General features: G+C 32.7%; 22 protein-coding genes, 1 pseudogene and 1 other annotated feature. Of the genes and pseudogenes, 14 read left to right on the plus strand and 9 right to left on the minus strand.

Going from position 1 to position 22,302, the window contains the following annotated elements; translation table 11 throughout:
* From BAQ44_RS19515 to BAQ44_RS19530, 3 genes are all read right to left on the minus strand, one after another.
* Positions 1-1,296, minus strand: a 1,296-nt coding sequence (locus BAQ44_RS19515; protein WP_071723106.1) for an RNA-guided endonuclease TnpB family protein, incomplete at its 3' end; no start/stop codon positions are given.
* A gap of 323 nt (positions 1,297-1,619) precedes the next feature.
* A complete protein-coding gene (locus tag BAQ44_RS19525) occupies positions 1,620-3,311 on the minus strand; it encodes a M3 family oligoendopeptidase (protein ID WP_071723107.1) in 1,692 nt (563 codons plus the stop codon).
* Positions 3,312-3,328: 17 nt separating this feature from the next.
* Positions 3,329-4,267: a DMT family transporter gene (locus tag BAQ44_RS19530; RefSeq protein WP_071723110.1), complete on the minus strand. Its 939-nt coding sequence runs from the start codon at positions 4,265-4,267 to the stop codon at positions 3,329-3,331.
* A gap of 127 nt (positions 4,268-4,394) precedes the next feature.
* Here BAQ44_RS19530 and BAQ44_RS19535 point away from each other — a divergent pair, with 127 nt between their 5' ends.
* The 3 genes from BAQ44_RS19535 to BAQ44_RS19545 all read left to right on the plus strand — a co-directional run bounded on the left by BAQ44_RS19535 (position 4,395) and on the right by BAQ44_RS19545 (position 6,485).
* A complete protein-coding gene (locus tag BAQ44_RS19535; RefSeq protein ID WP_071723112.1) occupies positions 4,395-5,753 on the plus strand; it encodes an aminotransferase-like domain-containing protein in 1,359 nt (452 codons plus the stop codon).
* A gap of 29 nt (positions 5,754-5,782) precedes the next feature.
* On the plus strand, positions 5,783-6,130 hold the full coding sequence (locus tag BAQ44_RS19540; RefSeq protein WP_063259899.1) for a hypothetical protein: 348 nt from the start codon (positions 5,783-5,785) through the stop codon (positions 6,128-6,130).
* Between the two features lie 151 nt (positions 6,131-6,281).
* The gene (locus BAQ44_RS19545; RefSeq protein WP_071723114.1) at positions 6,282-6,485 is read left to right on the plus strand and encodes a hypothetical protein; all 204 of its coding nucleotides are present in this window, start codon (positions 6,282-6,284) and stop codon (positions 6,483-6,485) included.
* 27 nt (positions 6,486-6,512) lie between these two features.
* Here BAQ44_RS19545 and BAQ44_RS19550 read toward each other — a convergent pair whose 3' ends face one another.
* Entirely contained in the window at positions 6,513-6,755 is a 243-nt protein-coding gene (locus BAQ44_RS19550; protein WP_071723115.1) for a hypothetical protein, read from the minus strand.
* Positions 6,756-6,865: 110 nt separating this feature from the next.
* On the opposite strand from BAQ44_RS19550, the gene BAQ44_RS19555 reads away from it, so the two are divergent.
* The 5 genes from BAQ44_RS19555 (at position 6,866) to BAQ44_RS19570 (ending at position 11,484) form a co-directional block, all read left to right on the plus strand.
* Positions 6,866-7,792 (plus strand): zinc-binding dehydrogenase, encoded by a 927-nt coding sequence (locus BAQ44_RS19555; protein ID WP_071723118.1) that lies wholly within the window; start codon positions 6,866-6,868, stop codon positions 7,790-7,792.
* 217 nt (positions 7,793-8,009) lie between these two features.
* Positions 8,010-8,183 carry a hypothetical protein gene (locus BAQ44_RS31165; protein ID WP_081110398.1) on the plus strand — a complete coding sequence of 58 codons (174 nt, stop codon included), beginning with the start codon at positions 8,010-8,012 and terminating at the stop codon, positions 8,181-8,183.
* A gap of 177 nt (positions 8,184-8,360) precedes the next feature.
* Positions 8,361-8,858: a DUF421 domain-containing protein gene (locus BAQ44_RS19560; protein ID WP_071723120.1), complete on the plus strand. Its 498-nt coding sequence runs from the start codon at positions 8,361-8,363 to the stop codon at positions 8,856-8,858.
* Positions 8,859-9,095: 237 nt separating this feature from the next.
* Positions 9,096-9,719, plus strand: coding sequence for a class I SAM-dependent methyltransferase (locus tag BAQ44_RS19565; protein ID WP_071723122.1), 624 nt, complete (start codon positions 9,096-9,098; stop codon positions 9,717-9,719).
* A gap of 286 nt (positions 9,720-10,005) precedes the next feature.
* Positions 10,006-11,484: a UDP-N-acetylmuramoyl-L-alanyl-D-glutamate--2,6-diaminopimelate ligase gene (locus tag BAQ44_RS19570; RefSeq protein ID WP_071723124.1), complete on the plus strand. Its 1,479-nt coding sequence runs from the start codon at positions 10,006-10,008 to the stop codon at positions 11,482-11,484.
* A 155-nt stretch (positions 11,485-11,639) separates the two neighbouring features.
* Here the strand turns inward: BAQ44_RS19570 and BAQ44_RS19575 are convergent, their stop codons facing one another.
* A complete protein-coding gene (locus tag BAQ44_RS19575; protein ID WP_071723126.1) occupies positions 11,640-12,341 on the minus strand; it encodes a class I SAM-dependent methyltransferase in 702 nt (233 codons plus the stop codon).
* Positions 12,338-13,240 (minus strand): SMP-30/gluconolactonase/LRE family protein, encoded by a 903-nt coding sequence (locus BAQ44_RS19580; RefSeq protein WP_071723128.1) that lies wholly within the window; start codon positions 13,238-13,240, stop codon positions 12,338-12,340. The genes BAQ44_RS19575 and BAQ44_RS19580 overlap by 4 nt, the downstream gene beginning before the upstream one ends.
* A 140-nt stretch (positions 13,241-13,380) precedes the next feature.
* Between BAQ44_RS19580 and BAQ44_RS19585 the strand changes: the two genes are divergently transcribed.
* Both BAQ44_RS19585 and lysS read left to right on the plus strand, forming a co-directional pair.
* Positions 13,381-13,551, plus strand: coding sequence for a DUF2197 domain-containing protein (locus BAQ44_RS19585; protein WP_064774857.1), 171 nt, complete (start codon positions 13,381-13,383; stop codon positions 13,549-13,551).
* A 66-nt stretch (positions 13,552-13,617) separates the two neighbouring features.
* Positions 13,618-13,874 (plus strand) — a binding site (T-box leader).
* A gap of 83 nt (positions 13,875-13,957) precedes the next feature.
* A pseudogene (lysS, locus tag BAQ44_RS19590) lies at positions 13,958-15,506 on the plus strand (lysine--tRNA ligase).
* 51 nt (positions 15,507-15,557) lie between these two features.
* Here lysS and BAQ44_RS19595 read toward each other — a convergent pair.
* Complete coding sequence (locus BAQ44_RS19595) at positions 15,558-15,986, minus strand: cell wall hydrolase (RefSeq protein WP_071723130.1); 429 nt, start codon at positions 15,984-15,986, stop codon at positions 15,558-15,560.
* A gap of 157 nt (positions 15,987-16,143) precedes the next feature.
* Between BAQ44_RS19595 and BAQ44_RS19600 the strand changes: the two genes are divergently transcribed.
* The 3 genes from BAQ44_RS19600 (at position 16,144) to BAQ44_RS19610 (ending at position 18,873) form a co-directional block, all read left to right on the plus strand.
* A complete protein-coding gene (locus BAQ44_RS19600; protein ID WP_071723133.1) occupies positions 16,144-17,058 on the plus strand; it encodes an acetamidase/formamidase family protein in 915 nt (304 codons plus the stop codon).
* A gap of 127 nt (positions 17,059-17,185) precedes the next feature.
* Positions 17,186-17,893, plus strand: coding sequence for a response regulator transcription factor (locus BAQ44_RS19605; RefSeq protein ID WP_061680220.1), 708 nt, complete (start codon positions 17,186-17,188; stop codon positions 17,891-17,893).
* Entirely contained in the window at positions 17,890-18,873 is a 984-nt protein-coding gene (locus tag BAQ44_RS19610; RefSeq protein WP_063260571.1) for a sensor histidine kinase, read from the plus strand. The genes BAQ44_RS19605 and BAQ44_RS19610 overlap by 4 nt, the downstream gene beginning before the upstream one ends.
* Positions 18,874-19,190: 317 nt before the next feature.
* Here BAQ44_RS19610 and BAQ44_RS19615 read toward each other — a convergent pair whose 3' ends face one another.
* Positions 19,191-19,817, minus strand: coding sequence for a DUF6518 family protein (locus BAQ44_RS19615; RefSeq protein WP_063260572.1), 627 nt, complete (start codon positions 19,815-19,817; stop codon positions 19,191-19,193).
* A gap of 367 nt (positions 19,818-20,184) precedes the next feature.
* Between BAQ44_RS19615 and BAQ44_RS19620 the strand changes: the two genes are divergently transcribed.
* Positions 20,185-21,084: a LysR family transcriptional regulator gene (locus tag BAQ44_RS19620; RefSeq protein ID WP_071723134.1), complete on the plus strand. Its 900-nt coding sequence runs from the start codon at positions 20,185-20,187 to the stop codon at positions 21,082-21,084.
* A 72-nt stretch (positions 21,085-21,156) separates the two neighbouring features.
* Here BAQ44_RS19620 and BAQ44_RS19625 read toward each other — a convergent pair whose 3' ends face one another.
* Positions 21,157-22,146, minus strand: a complete 990-nt coding sequence (locus tag BAQ44_RS19625) for an aldo/keto reductase family protein (protein ID WP_071723136.1) — start codon at positions 22,144-22,146, stop codon at positions 21,157-21,159.
* Positions 22,147-22,302 lie beyond the last annotated feature (156 nt).

A 22,302-nucleotide genomic window follows, 5' to 3' on the forward strand; every position in this document is an offset into this window, starting at 1 on the left:
CACTTTGAGATTGTCCTCCCATTCTACCACTCTTGATTTTTCCAATGTATTCAGCGCACCATTAATATCAGCGTGAATGCATTTCTCTGATTTACTTTGGTACAGACCGCGCGTGATTCGTTTGCCACTAAAGTAATAATGGGTCTTATCATCCTTAGACCAAACCGGAACCGGATCTTTATCCAGAAAACTAGCTTTTGAAGTATAGCTTTCTTCTTGTTTCAAAAATCGGATACCTTCTTTTATACATTTATTCTCAATTGCCGCAATCAGTTTATGAAACGGGATTTGAACAAACTTTTGATTATTCTTTTTTCCCATATCAGATTTTTGTTTCCAGCCAGCGTTATACCCTACGACAATTGTATCTATGCCAAATGCTTTCACTTTTTTGAACAACAGACCTACAGTTTGTGAAATATAACCGTTTATTTGTCGTTCCCGTTTATGCCAAAGTGCAGCCATTTTATTCGTTACAACTCGCTTAGAAAGTCCGTTTTCCATATTTGTCAGTTGGAGATGACGTATCATTTTGTTGAAGTACTGGTTAATGGATTTTAATTTCTTCCCATCAATTAAAAATGCATCACCTGTATTGGTTACGCAACTTACTAATCTATCTACACCTAAATCGCAACTCAAAGCGTTACTCGTAGTCGTGGATTGTTGCTTCATTTGAGAAACGTGCATTTCATATGTATAATGCACCTCAAAGAACCGACCTTTTTGCTTCGGTACAATCTCAATGTATGAAATTTTTTTATGTCTTAAGTTTTTCGGCATACGTATTTTAATGGAACCGAATTTTTTTCTGAATGCCACACTCATCGGAATCATCCAAAACCCGTTCTCATCCACTTTTGGAACTTGATAGATTTCAATAATTCGTTTATCAGTAGAACGAGAATAATTCGGAAACTTAGGACGACCTGTGAACTTCTCAGGATGTTTCTTCCACTGTTCCATTGCTTTAAAAAAGCTCTTTACTTCTGCATACAAGGCTCTACGAATGGCTTGAACAGAGTTTGATTGCATGCCCCAGTAGTTCATATCGGCTTGCATGGCAGTGTCCACTTCTTTTACAGTAGCCATCCTGTTATTATTCAGGTAACTTTGTTTCATCGTATACAATCCAACATTTCGCAACGCTTTTGAACTATGTGACATACGCTGAAGTAAACGAAATTCTTTAGCCGTAAGACAAGCTCGTCCGATATTTTGTTTCTGCGTGAATCGTTGCAGCGTTTCTCTTTTCTTTTGTTTCCGTAATACTTTCACCGCTTTCTTTTTAGCCATTGTTTTCACCACCTTTCTTAAAGAATTAACTTATTCATTCCTTTTGGTGCAAGTAACAAAAGGATTATGATTATCCAATTTCGTTACCTTAAGATATATTCCCTCCTTATTTCCGACATATCGTAAGACAAAAAGAAACCAACATTCCCCCGGGAAAATTGTTATAAGCGAAACGAAAGAGTTCAGCCCTATTGACTGACGGCAATTCATCTCCACCTGAATTGTTGTGTTTCACCCGTAACACAAATCAGATGGAGTCTTCTTGCCGAAAAAGATAAAATAAATAAGAAAGCTGAACCTAAAATATAGGAACAGCTTCCTTCTTACAATTGTTCAAGTGACTCTAATTCGCCCTCTACAAATAACATTAGTTCTTTAATCGTTTCTCCAGAAAAATCAAAACGAATGCCAGCTGCTTCATATACTTCCGTTAAAGATCTAGAGCTACCTAATGATAAAGCTTTTTTATAGTTTTCTATTGCTTGTTTAGGATTTTCTTTATATAGTTTATACATTTGCAACGCACCAAGTTGTGCGATAGCATATTCGATGTAATAGAATGGTATTTCGAATATGTGCAATACAGGTAACCAGCCAGTTGCTATCCAATTTTCATAGCCTTCGATATTTACGACTTTTGATTGGTAAGTGTTATGTAATTCTAAATATTTTTCGTTTCTTTCCTTAGCGGTATGATTAGGATTTTCATACATCCAATGCTGGAATTGATCAACGATAAGTATTGATGGTAAATACTTAACAATATCTTTAAAGAAATCTAATTTTACTTTTATAAATTCTTCCGTATTCTCATAAAATGTATCCCAATACTCCATCGAAAATAATTCCATTGTCATGCTAGCAAGCTCAGCTGATTCTGAAGGGATTTCTAAATATTTTTGTAGCTCTAGTTGCTTCATACATTCATTATGAATACTATGGCCCATTTCATGGAGGAAAGTAGTAACGTCATCATGTGTATGATTGAGATTCATGAAGATAAAAGATAGTTGCGAAGCAGGTAAGTGTTCGCAAAATCCTCCAGGTCCTTTTCCTTTACGACTTTCTAAATCTAAGCAATTATTTTTATGCATACGGTCCAGTAATGTTGCAAATTCAGGGTCTAGTTTGTGTAAAACATGAGAACTTTTTTCGATTAAATCGCTCGCGTCTTCGATAGGTTTTAACGCTTTTTGATTTGGTGCGGTTGCTTTTAGATCCCATGGACCAAGACTATCTACTTGAAGTTCAGATTTTTTCTCATTCAATATTTTATCGATAAGTGGTAATACGTATTTACGAATAGATTCAGCCAGCTCATAGCAATCATCAGGTGTATAATCAAATCGTTCATATTTCTTAAACATATAATCACAATAATTATCTAATCGAATGTTTTGCGCCTTTTGGTGACGGATTGCGATTAATTCATTTAATATATGTTGTAATGTATCTTCAACAGATAAGAATGTTTCAGAAATGAGCGTTTTTGCTTTTTTTCGTATATGACGATCCGGATCTTGTAAGTAAGACTGTAGTTCGGTAATTGTCTTTTCTTCATCGTTCCATAGCGCAGTTAAACCACCTGTAATTTCGAAGTACTGTGTTACTAATTTGTCTTCAATTACCTCTAAATCAATGTTCTTTTCACAAAATAATGTTTGCGCATTCTTTATTTTTTTATCTAGTAAGCTATACGTTTTTTGATCAAGTTCCATTCGAAAAGGGGACTCTAAATATTTATTATCAAATGAATTCTGATAATGTTTCAAAAGAGGCCTTACAAATTGTTGATCATATTCAAAAGTATCTTTTATTTCTTTATTATCCGTATTACATTGAAAGGCGATATAGTGTGATCTTAATTGTTCTTCAATTTTCCAAATGACTGTAGATTGTTTTTTTAACCAGTTTTCAAGCTCTAGTTTTGAAGAAATCGCTTCATTTAATAAAGTAGAAAGAGTCTTTTCTAATTCTAGAATGTTACTAATATCAATCGTATTTACACGTTGCAATATATATCCCTCACTTTTTATTTACTTAAGGAAGTATTCTTCTTCTTTATTACAATCCCTTTTTTTCCTAAGAAGTTTGTGCCCACTACTCCAAGAACAATCAAAATTGTTCCGATGATGTGATAGTATGCGATTTGTTCGTGTAAGAATACAACACCCGCGATAATTGTAATAAGTGTAGATAAGTTGCTGAAAACACTTATTTTAGCTGCTTCAATATAAGATAACGAATAGTTTAATAGCAATGCTGTTAGTAAAGAAGATAGCAAACCTAAATATAAAATGGAGATAAGAAATGTTCCGTTCATAAATGGTTTAAAGTATATAGTTAATGTCCCTTTGTTTATATGGCTGACGATAGCAATTAAATTAAAACTAATAAAACCAATCGCTGTCATTGTATAAGTTAAATCCATTAGCTTGAAATTATTTGCCATTTTCCGTGCTAATACATTATAGCAAGCAGATGATAATGCCGATAACAAAATAAGAATAACGCCGATGATACTAGTTTCGTAAGCCCCTAGACCATTCATTATAAATATATAAATGACACCGATGACTGAGATGAGTACAGAGATTTTTTGTGATGTATTCGTATACTCTTTCAAAAAATAGGAAGCTAAGATCATCGTAAATATTGGGATCACCGCTTGTATAATTCCTGCTTCAGATGAACTTGTATACACTAATCCAAAAGCTTGAAAAGCAAAAAAAAGTGCTGGATAAAAAATCGCAATTGGTAAAAGAGAAAGTATATTTTTAAATGATATATTTAACTTTATGAATCCAAAAATAACCGGAATATTTGCTGCTATGAAAGCAACTGTAAAACGATGAGCCAGAGTATCAAGAGGGCTTGTAATGGTTAGTGTTAGTTTCACGAATAAAAAGGAAAATCCAATAATAAATGAATAGAGTAATGCTGATATATATGCTTTTGTTGTATTTTTCATAATTTCACCTCATAGTAGTTGATTTCTTACTGGCCAGCATACGTACATAGTAAACTTCCTGATCTAGTGCTACAATGTGAACAAATACAAACTGTACCGGTACAAATTAAATGATGAGGTGGTAATGATGTATAAATATTTACATGTTTTCAACGACTTAGAAAGTATGATTCAAAATGGGGAGATAAAAGAAGGTAAGAAACTACCGTCTATTCGGACACTAGTTACGCAATATGAGTGTAATAAGGCAACGGTTATACGGGCGCTACATGAATTAGAAAAGCGTCATATTATTTATTCTGTGCCTCAAAGTGGGTACTACGTTGTTAAAAAATCTGGGAATACCATAGAAAATAACGAGATAATTGATTTTGCTTCCTCAGCACCAGATCCAGATGTTTTCCCATATTTAGATTTTCAGCATTGTATTAATAAGGCCATTGATACGTATAAAAATGACTTGTTCGTATATGGAACACCGAAAGGTTTACCGTCTTTAATTCCGGTCATTCAAAAACAATTAGCAAATTATCAAGTCTTCACTAAAGAAGAAAATATTTTTATAACGTCAGGTGTACAACAAGCGCTAGCTATACTAACTTCTATACCATTTCCAAATGAGAATGAAACGATATTAATTGAACAGCCAACATATCATTTATATATTGAGTATCTAGAAATAAATAAAATTCCTGTAATTGGTATTAAACGTACGAATGAAGGTATTGACTTGCATGAATTGGAGCGTATATTTCGAACAGGTAAAATAAAATTCTTTTATACGATACCGAGATATCATCATCCGCTTGGAACTTCTTATTCTAAAGATGAGAAAGAAAAAATTGTGTTATTGGCTAAGAAATATAATGTATTTATAGTGGAAGATGATTATTTAGCAGATTTAGAAACAGATTCAAAAGCAGATCCGTTATATAGCTTGGATAATTGTAATCACGTAATATATTTAAAAAGTTACTCTAAGATTATTTTTCCAGGTTTACGGGTTGGAGTTGCGGTCATTCCACCATCTATCGCAAATGATTTCCATACATATAAAAAGATATTAGATATTGATAGTCCGATGATTTCTCAAGCGGCTTTAGAAATTTATATAAAGAGCGGTATGTTTGAACGTCATAAAAACAAAATTAAATCGTCCTATCACGATAGATCTAAAAAACTAGCAGAAACATTAGAAAGAATGCATAATGAAAATCAGCTTTTTACATATACAAAGCAAAACACAATTGGAATCCACACTTGTTTAGAATTACATAAAACGAGTATTTCAGAAATGCTTTTACAAAGACTAGGTGAAATGCAAATAAGCATTGATACGATTGATAAAAATTATGTGAGAGGTTTTCCGAAAGAAAGACTATTAAAGTTAAACGTATCGAATGTGAAGGAAGATAGAATTGAAGAAGGAATTCGTAAAGTAATTGAGGAAATCAAACAAGTGGAGCGTATAACCTTTCAATTTTAAAAAGAAAAAAACGAATAAGGAGGTTTGGTGTGAGACGCAAAATAATACTCTTGTTTGTGTGTATCGCTATAATAATTGGAGCTATTGTTGTGACTAATTATTATAAAAAAGATGATCAATGCATTGCGGTTGGTAAGTATTCAAGAGGTATTATCGTAGATCAAAATAACGAACCTATATCTAATGTGAAAATTTATGAAGACACAATCGAAAGTAAGGAACGTAGTATTTCAAATGCAGAAGGTAAATTTGAAATACCACATGGTGTTTGTGGTGAAATTACATTACAGTTAGTTACTCCAGATGGTGAAATCTATACGAGAAAATATGATAGTAATCATATACCGGAAGTGATAGAACTTAGTGATAAAAAGTAGAAGAAAAGTGTTATGTTAATACTTTTTAGAGCACTCAATTGTTGAGTGCTCTTTTTGTTTAGGATATAATTGTTTTAAATGGAAATAAACTACCAATAAATGATATCCTTAAAGTATAGCATTTATTTTGAATAGGAAGGTGATCGAGTCTATGGGGGGACGTATAGTCGATGATTTACAGCAGTTATCGTTGTTACTAATGTTTTTTAGTACATTTATATTTTACAGATATTTAAAAAAGGTTAGACGAGAGAGAAAATTGACTGGTTTTGAATGGACCATGTATTTTGTTACTCAATTTGCGACATTAATTTGGGCATTTACTTATTTCATTAAACACTTAGCTGAATCGTAATTCCTATTCTTTTAATCTAATGTATTGTTATCTATTAGGGATATAAATATAGTCCGTATCTAAATCAATGACAACATCGCTCATGATGTCTTCTCGTAGTAATTTTGGGATTTTTTCATAATGGTAATGTACACAAAATAAGCTTAGAAGCTCTTCGTTAGATATCTCTTCATTTTTCAAAGTTAAATACATTGTTCTTAATTCGTTTAGAGAACAGTTAAGGCCAATAACATACTCATTAATTCCATATCCATCAAATTCAATTATCATATTATCACTGTTGGTTGCTAACCAACTTTATAGCTTAAATTTTAGATGAATCTATTATACATGGTTTGCAATTTAGTGAGAATATATTTTTATAAAGTGAGAGGGAAGCTATGGAACAATATAAGTTAGTTTTAGAAGGACCTAAACAATTGAATTGGCAAACTGATAAAATTAAGTCCATACAGGATGATGAAATTATTGTTAAAACAATCGCAGGTGCAATAAGTATTGGAGCAGAGTTACCACAGTATAAAGAATCGGATGGTTCAGATACAAATCCTATTTATCCAAGAAAAACTGGATATGAAAGTTATGGTGAAGTTATTCAAGTTGGTAATAAAGTAACAAATTTAAACGTAGGGGATAAAGTAGTCTCTTTTTATGGACATGAAACGGTAGGAATAGTTAAGGGAGATAAAGTCATTCAAGTTCCTAGTTATATAAAATCTAAAGTTGCTTTATTATGTATTCTTTCGTGTGATGCTGCTAAAGGGGTATTGAAGCTAGACCCACGGCAGGATGAAAAAGTACTTATTACTGGAATGGGAGTTATCGGTTTACTCGCTTGTTATTTCTTAAAATACTATGTAGGTGTGGAACATGTGGATGTTGTTGAGCCTAATAAAAATAGAAAAGAATTTGCAAAGAAGTTTGGTGCGAAAAACCTCTTTGATTCAGAAAAGCAAATAATAGAAACATATAATTACGGTTTGGAATGTTCTGCTACAAATAGAGGGTTTCACACATTGCAAAAGGCTATTAAAAGTAATGGGGCTATATGCATTCTTTCTGATGGTAATATAGAAGACTTAACATTAACCGCCGACTTTTATCTAAAAGAATTGCAGATCATTGGTTCAAGTGACGGATATGATTATCAAAAACATGCAGATTGGTTTTTTAATCAGATAGAAAGAACAACATGGATAGAAGAGATTTTTCAACATGAGATTCATTATACTGCTCTTGAAAAATGTTTTGAAGAATTGAGTGAAGGGATAATTACCCCCTTAAAAGTATTTGTCTCATATGAATAAAATGATCATGTACATGTCACATAGCTCACGTATGTTTCGTCATGAATATGATAATAAAACGAGGGATAACAACTATAGGGATTTTTTACAGGTGCAACGTTTTGTGTAAACAAAGAAGTTTTTTTGCTCTTTCATTATGAACAAATAGTATATTATCTTTCTCAATGTACATATTAAGTAAAGTGTTTAATATCATGTACATAAAAGGCGGGCTAATATGGATGAGAAAAAGAAAAGTGAAGCATTGAGTAAATTTAAGAAACAATGGTTTAATGAAGATAATCAACCAGTAGCTGGTATAGAGTTAGCTTTACCACCTGATATAGGCAGCATGTTAGACTTGAAATCAGTTGATGATAAAAGTGGAGAAAGTAATAATGAATTAGTTTAATCTATACGCATCCATTCGGGTGCTTTTTATTTTGGGGGCAATGGAAGATTGATCAAAATAGATTCTTTTCAGAATATGTAAGTATGATTTTCACAAAAAAGTTTAATTAAAATTCATTTAGAATGCTATATGAAATGGGAATGCTAATAACATTTACCATTAAAGGATTGGGCTATTATGCATATTATTGCTGAAAGCATTATTTTAATTCTCACTGGGATTCTTGCATTAAAAATGACAGGGAGTAAATCTGTTAGCCAAATGACAAGAGCAGAAATCATTATAGTAGTATCAATTGCACGTATTATTGTAGAGCCTGTATTAAGTAGGAAAGTGATCCCATCTATATTTGCAGCTGTAATATTTGCAAGCGTACTTTTTATCATTCATTTCTTTGAACTGAAATCAAGGAAGGCGGAACAATTCCTAAATGGCAGTAGCTTTGTAATTGTTGAAAACGGTGAGATTATAAAAGCGAACTTGATAAAGGCAAAAATGTCAGAACAACAACTATATATGCAATTAAGAGAAAAAGGAATTCATGATTTGAAGAGTTTACAGCAAGTTACAGCCGAACCGAATGGACGTATTGGTTATCGATTAATAGAGAAAGCTCAACCGATAACTTTAGAAATGTTAGAAAAAATATTAGATCAGCACAAAATAAAAAAATAATTTCTCTTTAGAAAAGCCAATAATACAACGGAAGTATTAGCTTTTTTATATTTTCTCTAAACGTAATGGTTAATAATTAGAATAGATATTCAGCCAATCTTTAAATTAGATATAGGCTTATTAATATGCTATATTCAATGGACCTATAGTGACTGTGGGGGAAAAAGCAGCGTAAAAAATTAATAGGTCTTTCATGTGATGCTATACATGAGATAAGAATAAGGAGATAAAAATAAAATGGAATTTTGGGAATCAAGTTTTATTGAGAAACAAACAATGTGGGGATTTGAACCTACTGAATCTGCAATTTTGACAAAAGATTTTTTTGTGGAAAAGAACGTTAAGGACATATTAGTTCCGGGTATTGGATATGGAAGAAATGCAAAGGTGTTTATCGAAAATGGTATAAATGTAACAGGTATTGAAATTTCAAAAACAGCCATCGATTTAGCAAGAGAAAACGGGCTAGAAGATGTTAGTATGTATCATGGCTCAGTAAACGAGATGCCTTTTGATAATAAACTATATGATGGGATATTTAGTCATGCACTTCTCCATTTGTTGAATAAGCAGGAGCGAGAGAAATTTATTAAAGATTGTTATAATCAGTTAAAACCAGGCGGGTATTTGGTTTTTACAACAGTTTCTAAAAAAGCGCCAATGTATGGAAAAGGAAAACAGTTGGATAAAGACTATTATGAGGTAATGGAAGGCGTAAAAATGTTCTTCTATGATTCTGAATCTGTAAAACAAGATTTTAATAAATATGGACTAGTACAAGTTTTAGAAATTGACGAACCAAATAAGAACATAGTAAATAAGCCTTCAATTAATTTCTTAATGATAAAATGTAAAAAATAACTATAATTAATAGTTATTAAATATTATTAAGAATGTTTATATATTGATAATGCACAAATAAAAAGGACAAGCATATAATAGAAATACCTATTAACTTTAAGTAACCTTAACTTTCTTTAATAGGATATCTCAAAATCCCCAAAAAGAGCACTTGCGGAAACAAGCGCTCTTTTATTTATGTATATTGAAGATAATTAAAATTCGTTCGACTGATATGGAATTTTAAACCATTATTTTATATGAAGTGGTAAAATAAGTAGGGTAAATGTGTAAGGGGGCGAGGGATTTGAAACTAAAAGTGCTGGCGGATTTGTTATTGATTAAAGATACCATTGGGAATATGAATGTAGAAATTACGGGATTAGAAATGGATTCTAGAAAGATCACTAGCGGAAATCTTTTTATATGTGTATCAGGTATTGATGGTTTTCTTGAAGATCGACATCAATTTGTTGAAGATGCAGTGAAAAATGGAGCTGTGGCGTTAATTGTAGAAAGAGATGTAAACATTGAAATACCTAAAATAATTGTAAAAGATGCTAGGTATGCTATCGCAGTTATTGCGTCACATTTCTATGGTTATCCATCTAATAAAATGAAGCTAATTGGAATTACAGGAACTAATGGTAAAACGACTACTTCCTATTTAATTGAAAAAATTTTAACTGACTATGGATTTCAAACAGGGCTCATGGGGAATAACGGAGTGAAAGTTGGTTCGAAATGGTATCCGACTGAAATTAATACGCAAGAACCTCCAACACTTCAACGGAATTTGCAGAAGATGAAAAATCATAATACAGATTATTGTGTTATGGAAGTTACGTCACAAGGCTTACATATGGAGAGAGTTAAAGGATGTAACTTTAAAATAGCTGTTTTCACAAATTTAACGCAAGATCATTTGGATTACCATGGAACATTTGAGGAATATAAGCATGTAAAAGGTCTTCTATTTTCTAGATTAGGAAATGATTTTTCTACTACAGATAAAAAAATTGCTATTTTGAATGCAGATGATCCATCAGTAGAATACTTTAAAAAAGTTACTTCTGCTGAAGTGATTACGTATGGGATACATAAAGGAGCGGATGTTCAAGCGAAGAACATAACTTTAAGCCCAAAAGGAATTCAGTTTTTAGTTTCTACATTTAATGGGGAAAAAGAAATCAATCTAAATCTAGTAGGCCATTTTAATGTTTATAATGCATTAGCAGCAATAACAGCTGCATTGGTTGAAGGTATTCCGCTTACAAACATTAGTGACAGTTTATCTCATGTAAAGAGCATTGAAGGTAGAATGGAAATCATAGACGAAAATCAAGATTTCCTTGTAATTGTGGACTATGCTCATACACCCGATGCGTTAGAAAATGTCCTCTCTACAATTAGCGAGTTTTCAAAAGGTAAAATTATTACTGTTTTCGGTTGCGGTGGAGATAGAGATACAAAAAAACGATCTATAATGGGTGAAATTGCTGGAAGTTATAGTGATTTTGTTTATATTACTTCTGATAATCCACGTTCGGAAGACCCGCAGGCAATAATGAAAGATATTGAAAAAGGGTTTTCACAGAATAATAATTTGAATTATAAAGTAGAAGTAGATCGTGAACTTGCTATAAATCATGCAATAAACATGGCATCTGCTAATGATATTGTTTTGATTGCTGGGAAGGGGCATGAAACGTATCAAATTTTAAAGGATTCGACTATTCATTTTGATGATAAAGAAAAAGCTCGACAAGCAATTATTGATAAATGAATGAATTCAATTAATAGCTGAATAGTATTTCTAATAAAAATAATGTTTTAGAAAAAGCTAAAACTAATAACGAAGCAATTTTATAAAGAATTTATGATTGAAAGGTAAGGGTGTTTCTATGAATATATGAGGGGAAAACCTTACCTTTTATAGTTTTATTTCTGAAAAACAAATGTTATAGCATTTGTATTTAATTGAATATGCCTTTCATCGCGAACAATATTATAGACTAATTCTTTTACTTCAACTTTAATTTCTTTCCATTCCTTATAAATGCTTTTTAATAGATATATCATCTCTTCAGTAGGAAGGTTAATTTCAATTAAAGCATCTAATTTTTCATTCGTATGTAAGTCTATTTCTTGTATGTTCGAGTTAATAATGAAACAATTGATACCACCAACTTTTGTACCTTTTTTCATAGAATGGAGCACGTTTTTTAAATCTTCTTCTGATTTGACATGCTCTAAACTTGATACTGCAACGATATAATCATAAGTATCAGGTTGGATGTAGTAGTTTTCAATTGCTGCTTGTTCTGTTTGTATGACTTGAAATACATCATGTTCTTTACTATACGTTTGTAATTTTGTTAAAGCGGAATCCAGTAAGTCCACACAAGTAACAGTACCACTACCATTTTGTATCTTTTGTGCAATTGGAATACTATTTCTTCCAACGCCAGAGCCGAGATCAAGCACTTGTAAGTTATTTTGTCCTTCAAAGTACTCCATTAAGTCCATAACTGTTTTAACCGGTTTGTAAAGCCAAGAGCCAGTTTCGAATAGTTTATATTGTTCATAGCAAAGGTCATGATATTTCTTTTCTTCGTGTCTTATGTAATCGATACGATTCATATAGTTTCAGCTCCAATATTATTATTGCGAAATGAATGGGTAGGACAACCTTTTATATTCGTTTGAATTCGAAAAATACCACCAGCATGTGGATATTGATTTAATTCGTTATTTGTCATTCTTGTTCTGGCTGTTGTAACATATAAATCTGTTAAATTAGGCCCTCCAAATGTACAAGACGTTACATATAACGCTGGGATTGGGATACTTAATATTTGCTCTCCAGTTAAAGGGTTCCACCTAGTAATCTTTGAACCGCCCCAATGTGCAATCCATAAACAACCTTCTTCGTCTATTGTCATACCATCAGGTAGACCGTCATTTTCAGGGAAAATGATTACATCATTTGGATTACGAATTTCTCCAGTACTTATATCATAATGAAAACGAACTACTTTTTTAGTAGGTGTATCAATAAAATAAAGGTATGTATAATCAGGTGACCAAGCAATGCCATTTGATGTATTTACATGTGCAATTTTTTTCTCGACACTTAAATTATTATTTAAACAATACAAGGAACCTGCAGCATTAATACCGTATGTATCTGTAGTGCCTGCCCAAAAACGTCCTGCTGGATCGCATTTTCCATCGTTAAAACGATTTTCAAATAAATGTGGTTCAGGGTCAAAAATATGTGTCAGTTTTTCTGTTTTTACATGAATAGAATAAAAGCCATTTTCCATAGCTAGGAGTAGTACGTCTTCTAAATATGGAACAACACAGCCGATTTGTTGATTAAGAGCGATTACTCGGTTTGTATTAGTAGTAGGATTAAATATGCATAATTGTTTCTCCATAATATCAACCCAGTATAAAAGTTGTTTATTTTCATTCCAACATGGCCCTTCAGCTAAACTTGCTTTAGCATCTAAAACTAATTCTATATTACTGATCAAGATGTTCACCTCGCTTTATAAGATATTTATATAATTCGATAAGAATAGAGGTAAACCTTTAGTCAGAAGATATTAAGATTTGTAATTTGGAAAACTGATTTTCTCAAGTGATTAAAAAATGTATAAACATGGAGAGGAAAATGCATATGATGTTTTATGAAATTGTTTGCTTTTCTTGTAAAAATATATTCCGTGTATACGAAGGAAGCGAAAAATATAAGCGATTTAAAGAGAAACCGAAAGGGACATATTGTTGTGATGAATGTAGTCATAAAATTCAATTAGAAGCAATAAAGCATTTATTTAGATAGTCTTTTTGTCCGGAAAAGTTTGACAATAAAAGTATTATAAATTATCATATGAAAAAACTAATATTTAAAATGGCATGGAAGAGAAGAGTAGTTAAGAAAGAATACGTACAGAGAGCTCTGGTAGCTGAGAAAGAGCGGTATACATCTTAATGAAAAAAGACTTGGAGCTGCGCAAGGAACTAATTTGTTTAGGGATGGTGCGACGGGTTCTCCCGTTATAGAGATAGGGTATAAGCATATTTTGCCGTACCTGAAGAGGTTAATATGGCGACGTATTAACAAACTGAGGTGGTACCGCGAAGCTAACAACTCTCGTCCTCAAGATGAATAATCTTGGGGGTGGGAGTTTTTTTATTGCATAAATTTGAAAATGTGAAAACAAAAAAACAATTGAGGTGAGTAATATATGCATTGGGCGTATGAAGTAGCACATGAATTAATAAGGAAACATCCAAACAAAGAAACTTTTGTTTGCGCATCTGGAATCAGTCCATCTGGATCTGTTCATATCGGAAACTTTCGCGAAATAATAACGACTTATTTCGTTGTAAGAGCACTTCAAGATTTAGGAAAAAAGACTCGTTTTATATTTTCATGGGATGATTATGATAGGTTTAGAAAAGTCCCTAAAAATATTGATCCATCTTTTGCAAAATATATTGGTATGCCATACTGTGATATTCCAGATCCATATGGTTGTCATAACTCCTATGCAGAGCATTTTGAAAAAGAGTTTGAGAAATCGCTTCAAGTATTTGGGGTTGAAGTGGAATTCATATATCAACATGCTGAATATAGAAGTGGAAGATATAACAAAAACATATTAGAGGCTTTATATAAAAGAAATATATGATATTTTAATGAGTTTTAAAACAGGAGAGTGTAGTGAAGAAGAGCGAGAGAGCTTTTATCCAGTTACATTATATTGTGAAAAATGCGGGAAAGATGCAACAACGATTACACATTTTGATGAAGTATTAAAATCAGTTCAGTATGAATGTGTATGTGGAAATCAAAATGAATTATCAGTATTAAATACAAATAAAATGAAACTGAATTGGAAAATCGATTGGCCGATGAGGTGGATGATAGAGGATGTTATTTTTGAACCGGGTGGAAGAGATCATTCATCGGAAACGGGTAGTTATAATGTATCCAAGGAAATCGCAAAAGAAATATTTAATCGTGAAGCTCCTCATTACGTTGCGTATGATTTCATAGGAATAAAAGGGCATCACGAAAAAATGTCTAGTTCTTCAGGGGATAGTATTACACCCAGTGAGTTGTTAAAAGTGTATTTACCAGAAGTGATTCTTTTTATGTTTGCTAAATATAGACCAAACGCAGCTTTTCATATCGGTCTTGATGAAGATGTAATTCGCAATTATACAGAATATGAACGATTAAAAGATAGTTATGAGAATAAAACGCTAAAAAATGAAGATTTATTTGATGCAATTAAACTTTCTAGAGTTGATAGCAGAATTAAAGAATATCCGAAATTTAATCAAGTAGCAGGAACGTTACCGCTATTAAATTTTGATTCATCTATTTTACAAGATACATTAGAAAAAATAGATAGAAGTTATACATTAGGTGCTATGATAGCGATATGTAACCGCGCAGAGTATTGGATAAGAAACTTTCAATCTGAAAAATTAATTGCGGTAAATCTAGAGAGAAATACAGAGTTTTACAACACATTAGATGAAAGACAGAAAGAATGGTTAGTAGAAGTCTGCAACATACTTCGTTCTAACAAAGATTACTCTAACTTAATGGAAAAATTGTATTCGATTTGTCATGATGAAAATAAAAAAATAATGAAAGAAAATCAAAAACAATTATTTATTATTATATATAAGCTCATTATGAATCAGTCCAGTGGCCCTCGAATACCGTTATTAATACATGTAGTAGGCATCGAAAAGTTTATCACATTATTAGATTTCTAAAAAATAAAGGGAACGCAAATACTCAGCTAAGTATTTGCGTTTCACATTTTACTACCGTGAATACATTTTCGGACATTCATCACCACTAGGTTCATAAAAACAATGGCTTTTAAACTGTCCTACAAACGGCTGGTTATACCATTCAGGTGGACAAGTACCAACTGGACGGAAATACCAAAGAGCCCACCTTGCTGGCCAGCGCCACTCACCTTGTAAAACTTTTCTTGCGATGTCTTTTTCTGATTCACGTGCGCGTTGATAAAAATATCCGTATTGCACTGCTTCAAATCCACCAGGACTTTGATATACTGCATCACGTACAGTTCGAAGTTGTTTAAAATCTAAGCAATCACAAAATACACGATTTACTACTACGCAACCAACAAGTTGTTCACCTTGTCGACCTTCTCCTTCTGCTTCAGCACGAATTAAACGAGCTAGTAAATCAACATCGCTTTCGTTATATGGAATAAGGGGCATAGTGCTACCACCTTTCTTTACCTGTTATAGTAAAGAGTGTATGTATGAAAATAAGCTAGGTGCTTTTTCACGTGCAAATATCATCAAATATGAAGAGGAGCTTGTATGAAAAAAGCTAATTAGTAATTGTAGACCAATATAAAAGGGGAGAGATAACATGTATCGAATTTATAAAGAACATATCATATACGCAATGTCACCAGATAATAAGCCATGTATGGAAGTAGAAATAGGAAGTCGTCTTGTATTTGAAACATATGATTGCTTTGAAAATCAAATTGAATCTGAAGATGTTGTGTTTCAAGAATTAGATTGGAACCGAATTAATCCAGCGACTGGTCCAGTATTTATTAATGGTGCAGAACCCGGTGATATTTTAGTCGTATCGATTGAAAAGATTAAAATTGCAGAGCAAGGTGTTTTAACTACAGGAGCGAATCTTGGCGTAATGGGTGAAGATCTAAACGAAAATACAGTGAAAATCGTCCCAATACATAATGAGCATGTTTTGTTTTCAAATGAACTACAAATCCCAATTCATCCTATGATCGGTGTAATTGGTACTGCGCCGAAAGAAGAGAGCATTTCATGTGGCACACCGCATGATCACGGCGGGAATATGGATTGTAAAGAGATAAAAGAAGGGACAACGTTATTATTACCTGTAAATGTTCCTGGTGCTCTATTAGCATTAGGCGATTTACACGCGGCTATGGGTGATGGTGAAATTGGTGTTAGTGGAGTAGAGGTTGCTGGTGAGGTAACCGTAACAGTTCAAGTTATAAAAGGAAAGAAATGGCCACTACCAATGGCTATCCAAAAAGAAAAAGTAATGACGATTGCTTCAGAGAAATTGTTAGATGATGCAGCGAATCGCGCTGTACGTAATATGGTGACATTTTTACATGAAGAATTAGAAATGTCTAAAGCTGATGCAACGCTTTTATTATCTGCTGCAGGTAATTTGAAAATTTGCCAAGTTGTGGATCCGCTGAAGACTGCTCGGATGGAATTAGGTATGAATTATGTGGAGCAATTGGGATTTACTTTGAGTGAATTTTATATTAAATAAGAAATAATAGAAGAAGGATGCTGTTGTATAAAAGTATCCTTTTTTGATTTACGGATTATATAAAAAAAGGTAGTATTTATTTTATATAATTGAATATCAGATTGTGGATCGAAAAAGGAGTAATCACATGGTTAAAATTATGATTGTAGAAGACGATATGAAAATTGCAGAACTATTATCAACACATGTCGCGAAATATGGATACGAAGGAATTATTGTATCGGATTTTCAAAATGTATTAAACATTTTTTTAGAAGAACAACCAGAGTTAGTTTTATTAGATATTAATTTACCAAGTTTTGATGGTTACTATTGGTGTCGTCAAATTCGCGGAGTTTCTACATGTCCGATACTATTTATTTCGGCTCGTGAAGGCACGATGGATCAAGTTATGGCGCTTGAAAACGGTGGCGATGATTTTATTTCAAAGCCATTCCATTACGAAGTTGTAATGGCTAAAATTCGTAGTCATTTAAGACGTGCTTACGGAGATTATGCACCGAAAGTAGAAGAGCGGATGGTTGAGCAACACGGTCTTTGTTTATATCCCGAAAGGCTTGTATTAAAGCTTAAGAATCAAGAGATTGATATAACAAGAAATGAAGCTATTTTATTAGAGATGTTAATGAAAAATTATCCGCGTGTTGTGGGTAGAGAAGTGTTATTAAATAAATTATGGGATAGCGAATCTTATGTTGACGATAATACTTTAAGCGTAAATACAACTCGTGTTCGTAAAAAGTTAAAAACGTTACAGATTGAAGATGCGATTGAAACGATTCGTAGTGTCGGTTATAGATTACATATTACTTGGGATACTGGTATGGAAAAATGATAAGATTGTTTATTCGAGATCATATACCACTTATTTGTTTTACAGCAATCCAACTACTAGCCATATTTCTTGTATATTGGTTTGATGGGCATAACCATATTGCAACGGCATTATATGCAATGTTTTTAGGTGCATTTTTTATGTTGAGTTATTTAGTATTTCGTTACTTTACACATCGCTCTTTTTATGAACGATTAGCAAATCCGCTTGAATCTTTGGATGAATCTGTTCAAAAATCTGATTTTTCAGCTGTATCTACTGCGCTTCAAGACCTACTTGAGGTGCAATATCGCCATTATCAAAATCAGCTGCAAATACAAGAGAGAAAAAATAGTGATCATTTAACCTTTATGAACCAGTGGATACATCAAATGAAAACACCTCTATCTGTAATAGAATTAATTACACAGGATGAAGTAGACCCACGTTTTGAAAGTATAAATGAGGAAACAGATAGGTTGAAAAAGGGGTTAGAGATGGCTTTGTATGTCGCACGTTTAGAAGCATTTACACAAGATTTTTATGTGGAAAAAGTACAGCTACATAAAATAGTGAATGATTCCGTGCATGAACATAAACGCTTCTTTATCCGGAATTTTGTATATCCAGAGCTTAAAATTGATAAGGGTATTACTGTGGAAAGTGATGCAAAATGGTTACAATTTTTAATTGGACAAATACTATCGAATGCGATTAAATATTCATCTGGTAGTAGAGAGAAGATTAAAGTAAATGCTTGTAAGGAAGGTAATAACGTCATACTTGAAATTATCGATAGTGGTGTAGGAATTCCGAAGCAAGATTTACCAAGAGTGTTTAAACCTTTCTTTACAGGAGAAAATGGTAGAGATTTTAAAGAATCAACTGGAATGGGGCTATATCTTGTATATGAAATTACGAAACAATTAGGACATAGTGTAGAAATCCATTCAGAAGTTGGTAAAGGTACCGTTGTACGCATTATATTTTTTAATGTGTAAATAAGTGAACTAGGCTAAAGAACTTTGGAGATAAGTTTTTTAGCCTTATTTTATAGTGATTATATGAAATGGTAAAAGGTCATCTTAGCATGTATGATGACACACTAATAAATACGATTGTTAAATTAGAAGTATTTAATAAAAAGCTGATAAATATTTTTGTAAGAAAAAAGCCATCCCTTTGAAAGAGATAGCTTTATGAATCCATCCTATGAATAAGTGTATCAACATTAATAAGTATAATTTTCGAATTCGTAATATGTTTTGTAGATTATAATAGAATTTGTCTTTTGTTTTTTCATGATACAGTATTGTAATTAAGTAAACAAACTTAATAATTTATATCCAATTAATCCTAAAATAGTGATAGGGACCATCATTAAGAAAGAAGAAATTCGATTAGCATTAGAGCGTTCTAATACAAGAATCAATATAATCCCGACTATCACTTCGGTATATCCAACAGGTAACATGTGACTATAGTCTTCAAAATTTAAAAGAATGTGAAGTCCATCCGTTACAAAAACTCCACTAATAAGTGCGCTTCCGAATTTATGAAGTGGATTTGTAGTATCTTTCCATAGAAAACCTGCAATTCCAAAGATAGTTCCGCCTATAAATGCACATACAATCCATACAGATATAAAATAAATAGAGTGAGCTACATTTGTAATAACTATTGCATAACCATAATAGCCTAATACCATACCGAGTAGTGCAAGGATACCAGAAAGTATAGCTGTACGCTTAGAATAACTAAAGCTAGCCACAAAAAAGGATGGAATTAACCAAACGCTTCCTAGATTAGCTAATGAATTCCAATGTCCTGGAAGTATACCTTGCCCCAATTTAGTTAGTATACCAACAATAATCCCTACTATAATCGGGATGAGAAAAATCCTTAAAAACATATTTAACTTTGTGATTTTTAATGTCCTGTCCATAAATTCAATCCTTACATTAAAATTTTCTACAAACATATAATAGCTTATTGTAAGGGTATAATCAATAAAAATTTATCGAAAAACAATAATTGATTATTGGATAACGAATAACATTTTGTTTTTATAATTAGATGAATAAAATATCAAGTACTCGTTACTCAACAGAATGGTAAATCAAATAATATATGAAAGTAATGGAATTTCCCAAAACATGTAATTCAATTTAGTATAAATCTCTCGTATTTTTACGAAATGATTTATGATAAAAAAGAAACGAAAAGGAATTGATATAGTTTCCTCCTATTTTTATTTATAATTTATTAGAAGGAGGGCTTTGTTACTAGTTGTGAATGTTAGGGGGATTGTAATGGATATTCGAAAAATGAAATATTTTATAACGGTGGCAGAAGAATTAAACTTTAGTCGTGCGGCAGAACGTCTAATGATGGCACAACCGCCTTTAAGTCAAGAAATTCGAAAGTTGGAAGAAGAATTAGGTGTTCAACTTCTTCACAGGACAAAAAGGATGGTTGAACTTACTGATGCGGGGAAAATCTTTTTAGAAGGTGCGCGACAAACGTTACTTCAAGTAGATAGAACCATTAAAGAAACACAGCTCGCGGATGAAGGGAAGATCGGACATATAATCATCGGTTTTGTCGATTCTACAGAAACGGTTATAAACATATTAAAAACCTTTCGAGAGCGGTTTCCTAAAATTCAGCTTATATTACGCGAGATGACAACAGACCAGCAAGTAAAGGCACTTTATGAAAAACAAATTCATATTGGATTTATTCGTTCTAAGCAGAATAATGAAATATTGTATTCTGAAGTTTGTTCTAAAGAACGTTTAAAATTGGTTTTACATGAAGATCACCCATTAGTTTCGTTACCCAATATTCCTATTAGAGAACTAGTAGATGAATCATTTGTTTTATTTCCTCGTCATTTCGGTACTAACTTTTATGATTTAATTATTAGTTACTTTTGGGAACATGGAGTAAGTTTAAATATTGTTCAAGAAGCAATTCAAATGCAGACGATTGTAAATTTAGTTGCAGCAGGAATGGGGATTTCTGTCGTTCCATCTTCGGTGGAAAGTTATAAAAAATCGGGAGTCACGTATAAAGACATTCAGGAACATACACCGGAGATAAACTTATACGCTGGATGGAGACAAGATGAAAAGTCTATCGTACTCGAGAACTTTTTAGCAGTTGTTAGAGAGATTTATAAGACTTCACAATTTGAATTTGAAAAATAAAGGCCCATCTTGAATGGATGGGCAGTAATGAACTTGGAAAGATACTATATTTATTGTTAAGTCACTAATCAATCAACCTGTTTTACTTGAATCATACTCAATGAAACCTTTTAGCACACTATCAATTTGACCCATAATTTCAGGTAACAATGTAACACTAGAAGCAATTACATTTTCTCTTATTTGCTCCGGATTGGAAGCGCCAATAATAGCAGAGGAAACAGCTGGATTTTGTAGTACCCAAGCAACTGCAAGTTGAGGTAGGGTGAGATGATTTTCTTGTGCAATAGGATTAAGTTTTTGTATAGCATTAAGTACATTATCACTCATCCAACGTTGTACGAGTTTGTTAAAAAACGGTTTTCCCGCATCTGAATTAGCTCGTGATTGGGTAGGGATTGGTTTGCCCGGTTGATACTTTCCAGTGAGAATGCCTTGTGCGAGGGGAGACCAAACAACTTGACCAAGTCCTTCACGTTGACATATAGGTATTATGTCTGTTTCGATCACTCGCCACAACATCGAATATTGAGGCTGACTAGCAATAAGAGGAATATTCAATTCTCGGGCAAGTGCTGCACCGCGTGTAATTTGCTCCGAGGTCCATTCACTTACGCCTAAATAAAGGACTTTACCTTGTCTTACAAGATCTGAGAAAGCTAACATCGTTTCTTCAAGAGGAGTTGCTGTATCGAATCGATGTGCATAATAGACATCAATGTAGTCTGTATGTAGCCGTTGTAACGATGCATTACAATTTTCTATAATATGTTTTCGTGATAATCCACGATCATTTTTTCCAGGTCCGGTCGGATGGCATACTTTTGTACAAAGTTCTATACTTTCTCGGCGTATTCCTTTCAAAGAACGACCAAGTATTTCCTCAGCAATAGTGTCCGAATAAACATCTGCAGTATCGAACGTTGTAATTCCAACATCTAATGCGGCTTTCACACATTCATTTGCAGTATCTTCATTTACTTTTCCGCCATGGTTTATCCAGTTCCCATATGCAATCTTACTTACTGTTAATCCACTGTTTCCGAGTTTGCTAAATTCCATTGTAGAATCCCTCCTTAAAAATGATAACTTTATTATAAAAACTGAAATGTAGTATGTATAATATAAAATTAATCATACAGTTATATAAAATTTATATAAGAGGGCGTGCTTAGAAGGGGATTATTAGGGGAATCTTAAAATAAAGTATGCTTGTTC

Origin of the sequence: Bacillus mobilis, from assembly GCF_001884045.1 — a bacterium.
In the GTDB taxonomy this organism is placed as follows: Bacteria; Bacillota; Bacilli; order Bacillales; family Bacillaceae_G; genus Bacillus_A; species Bacillus_A mobilis.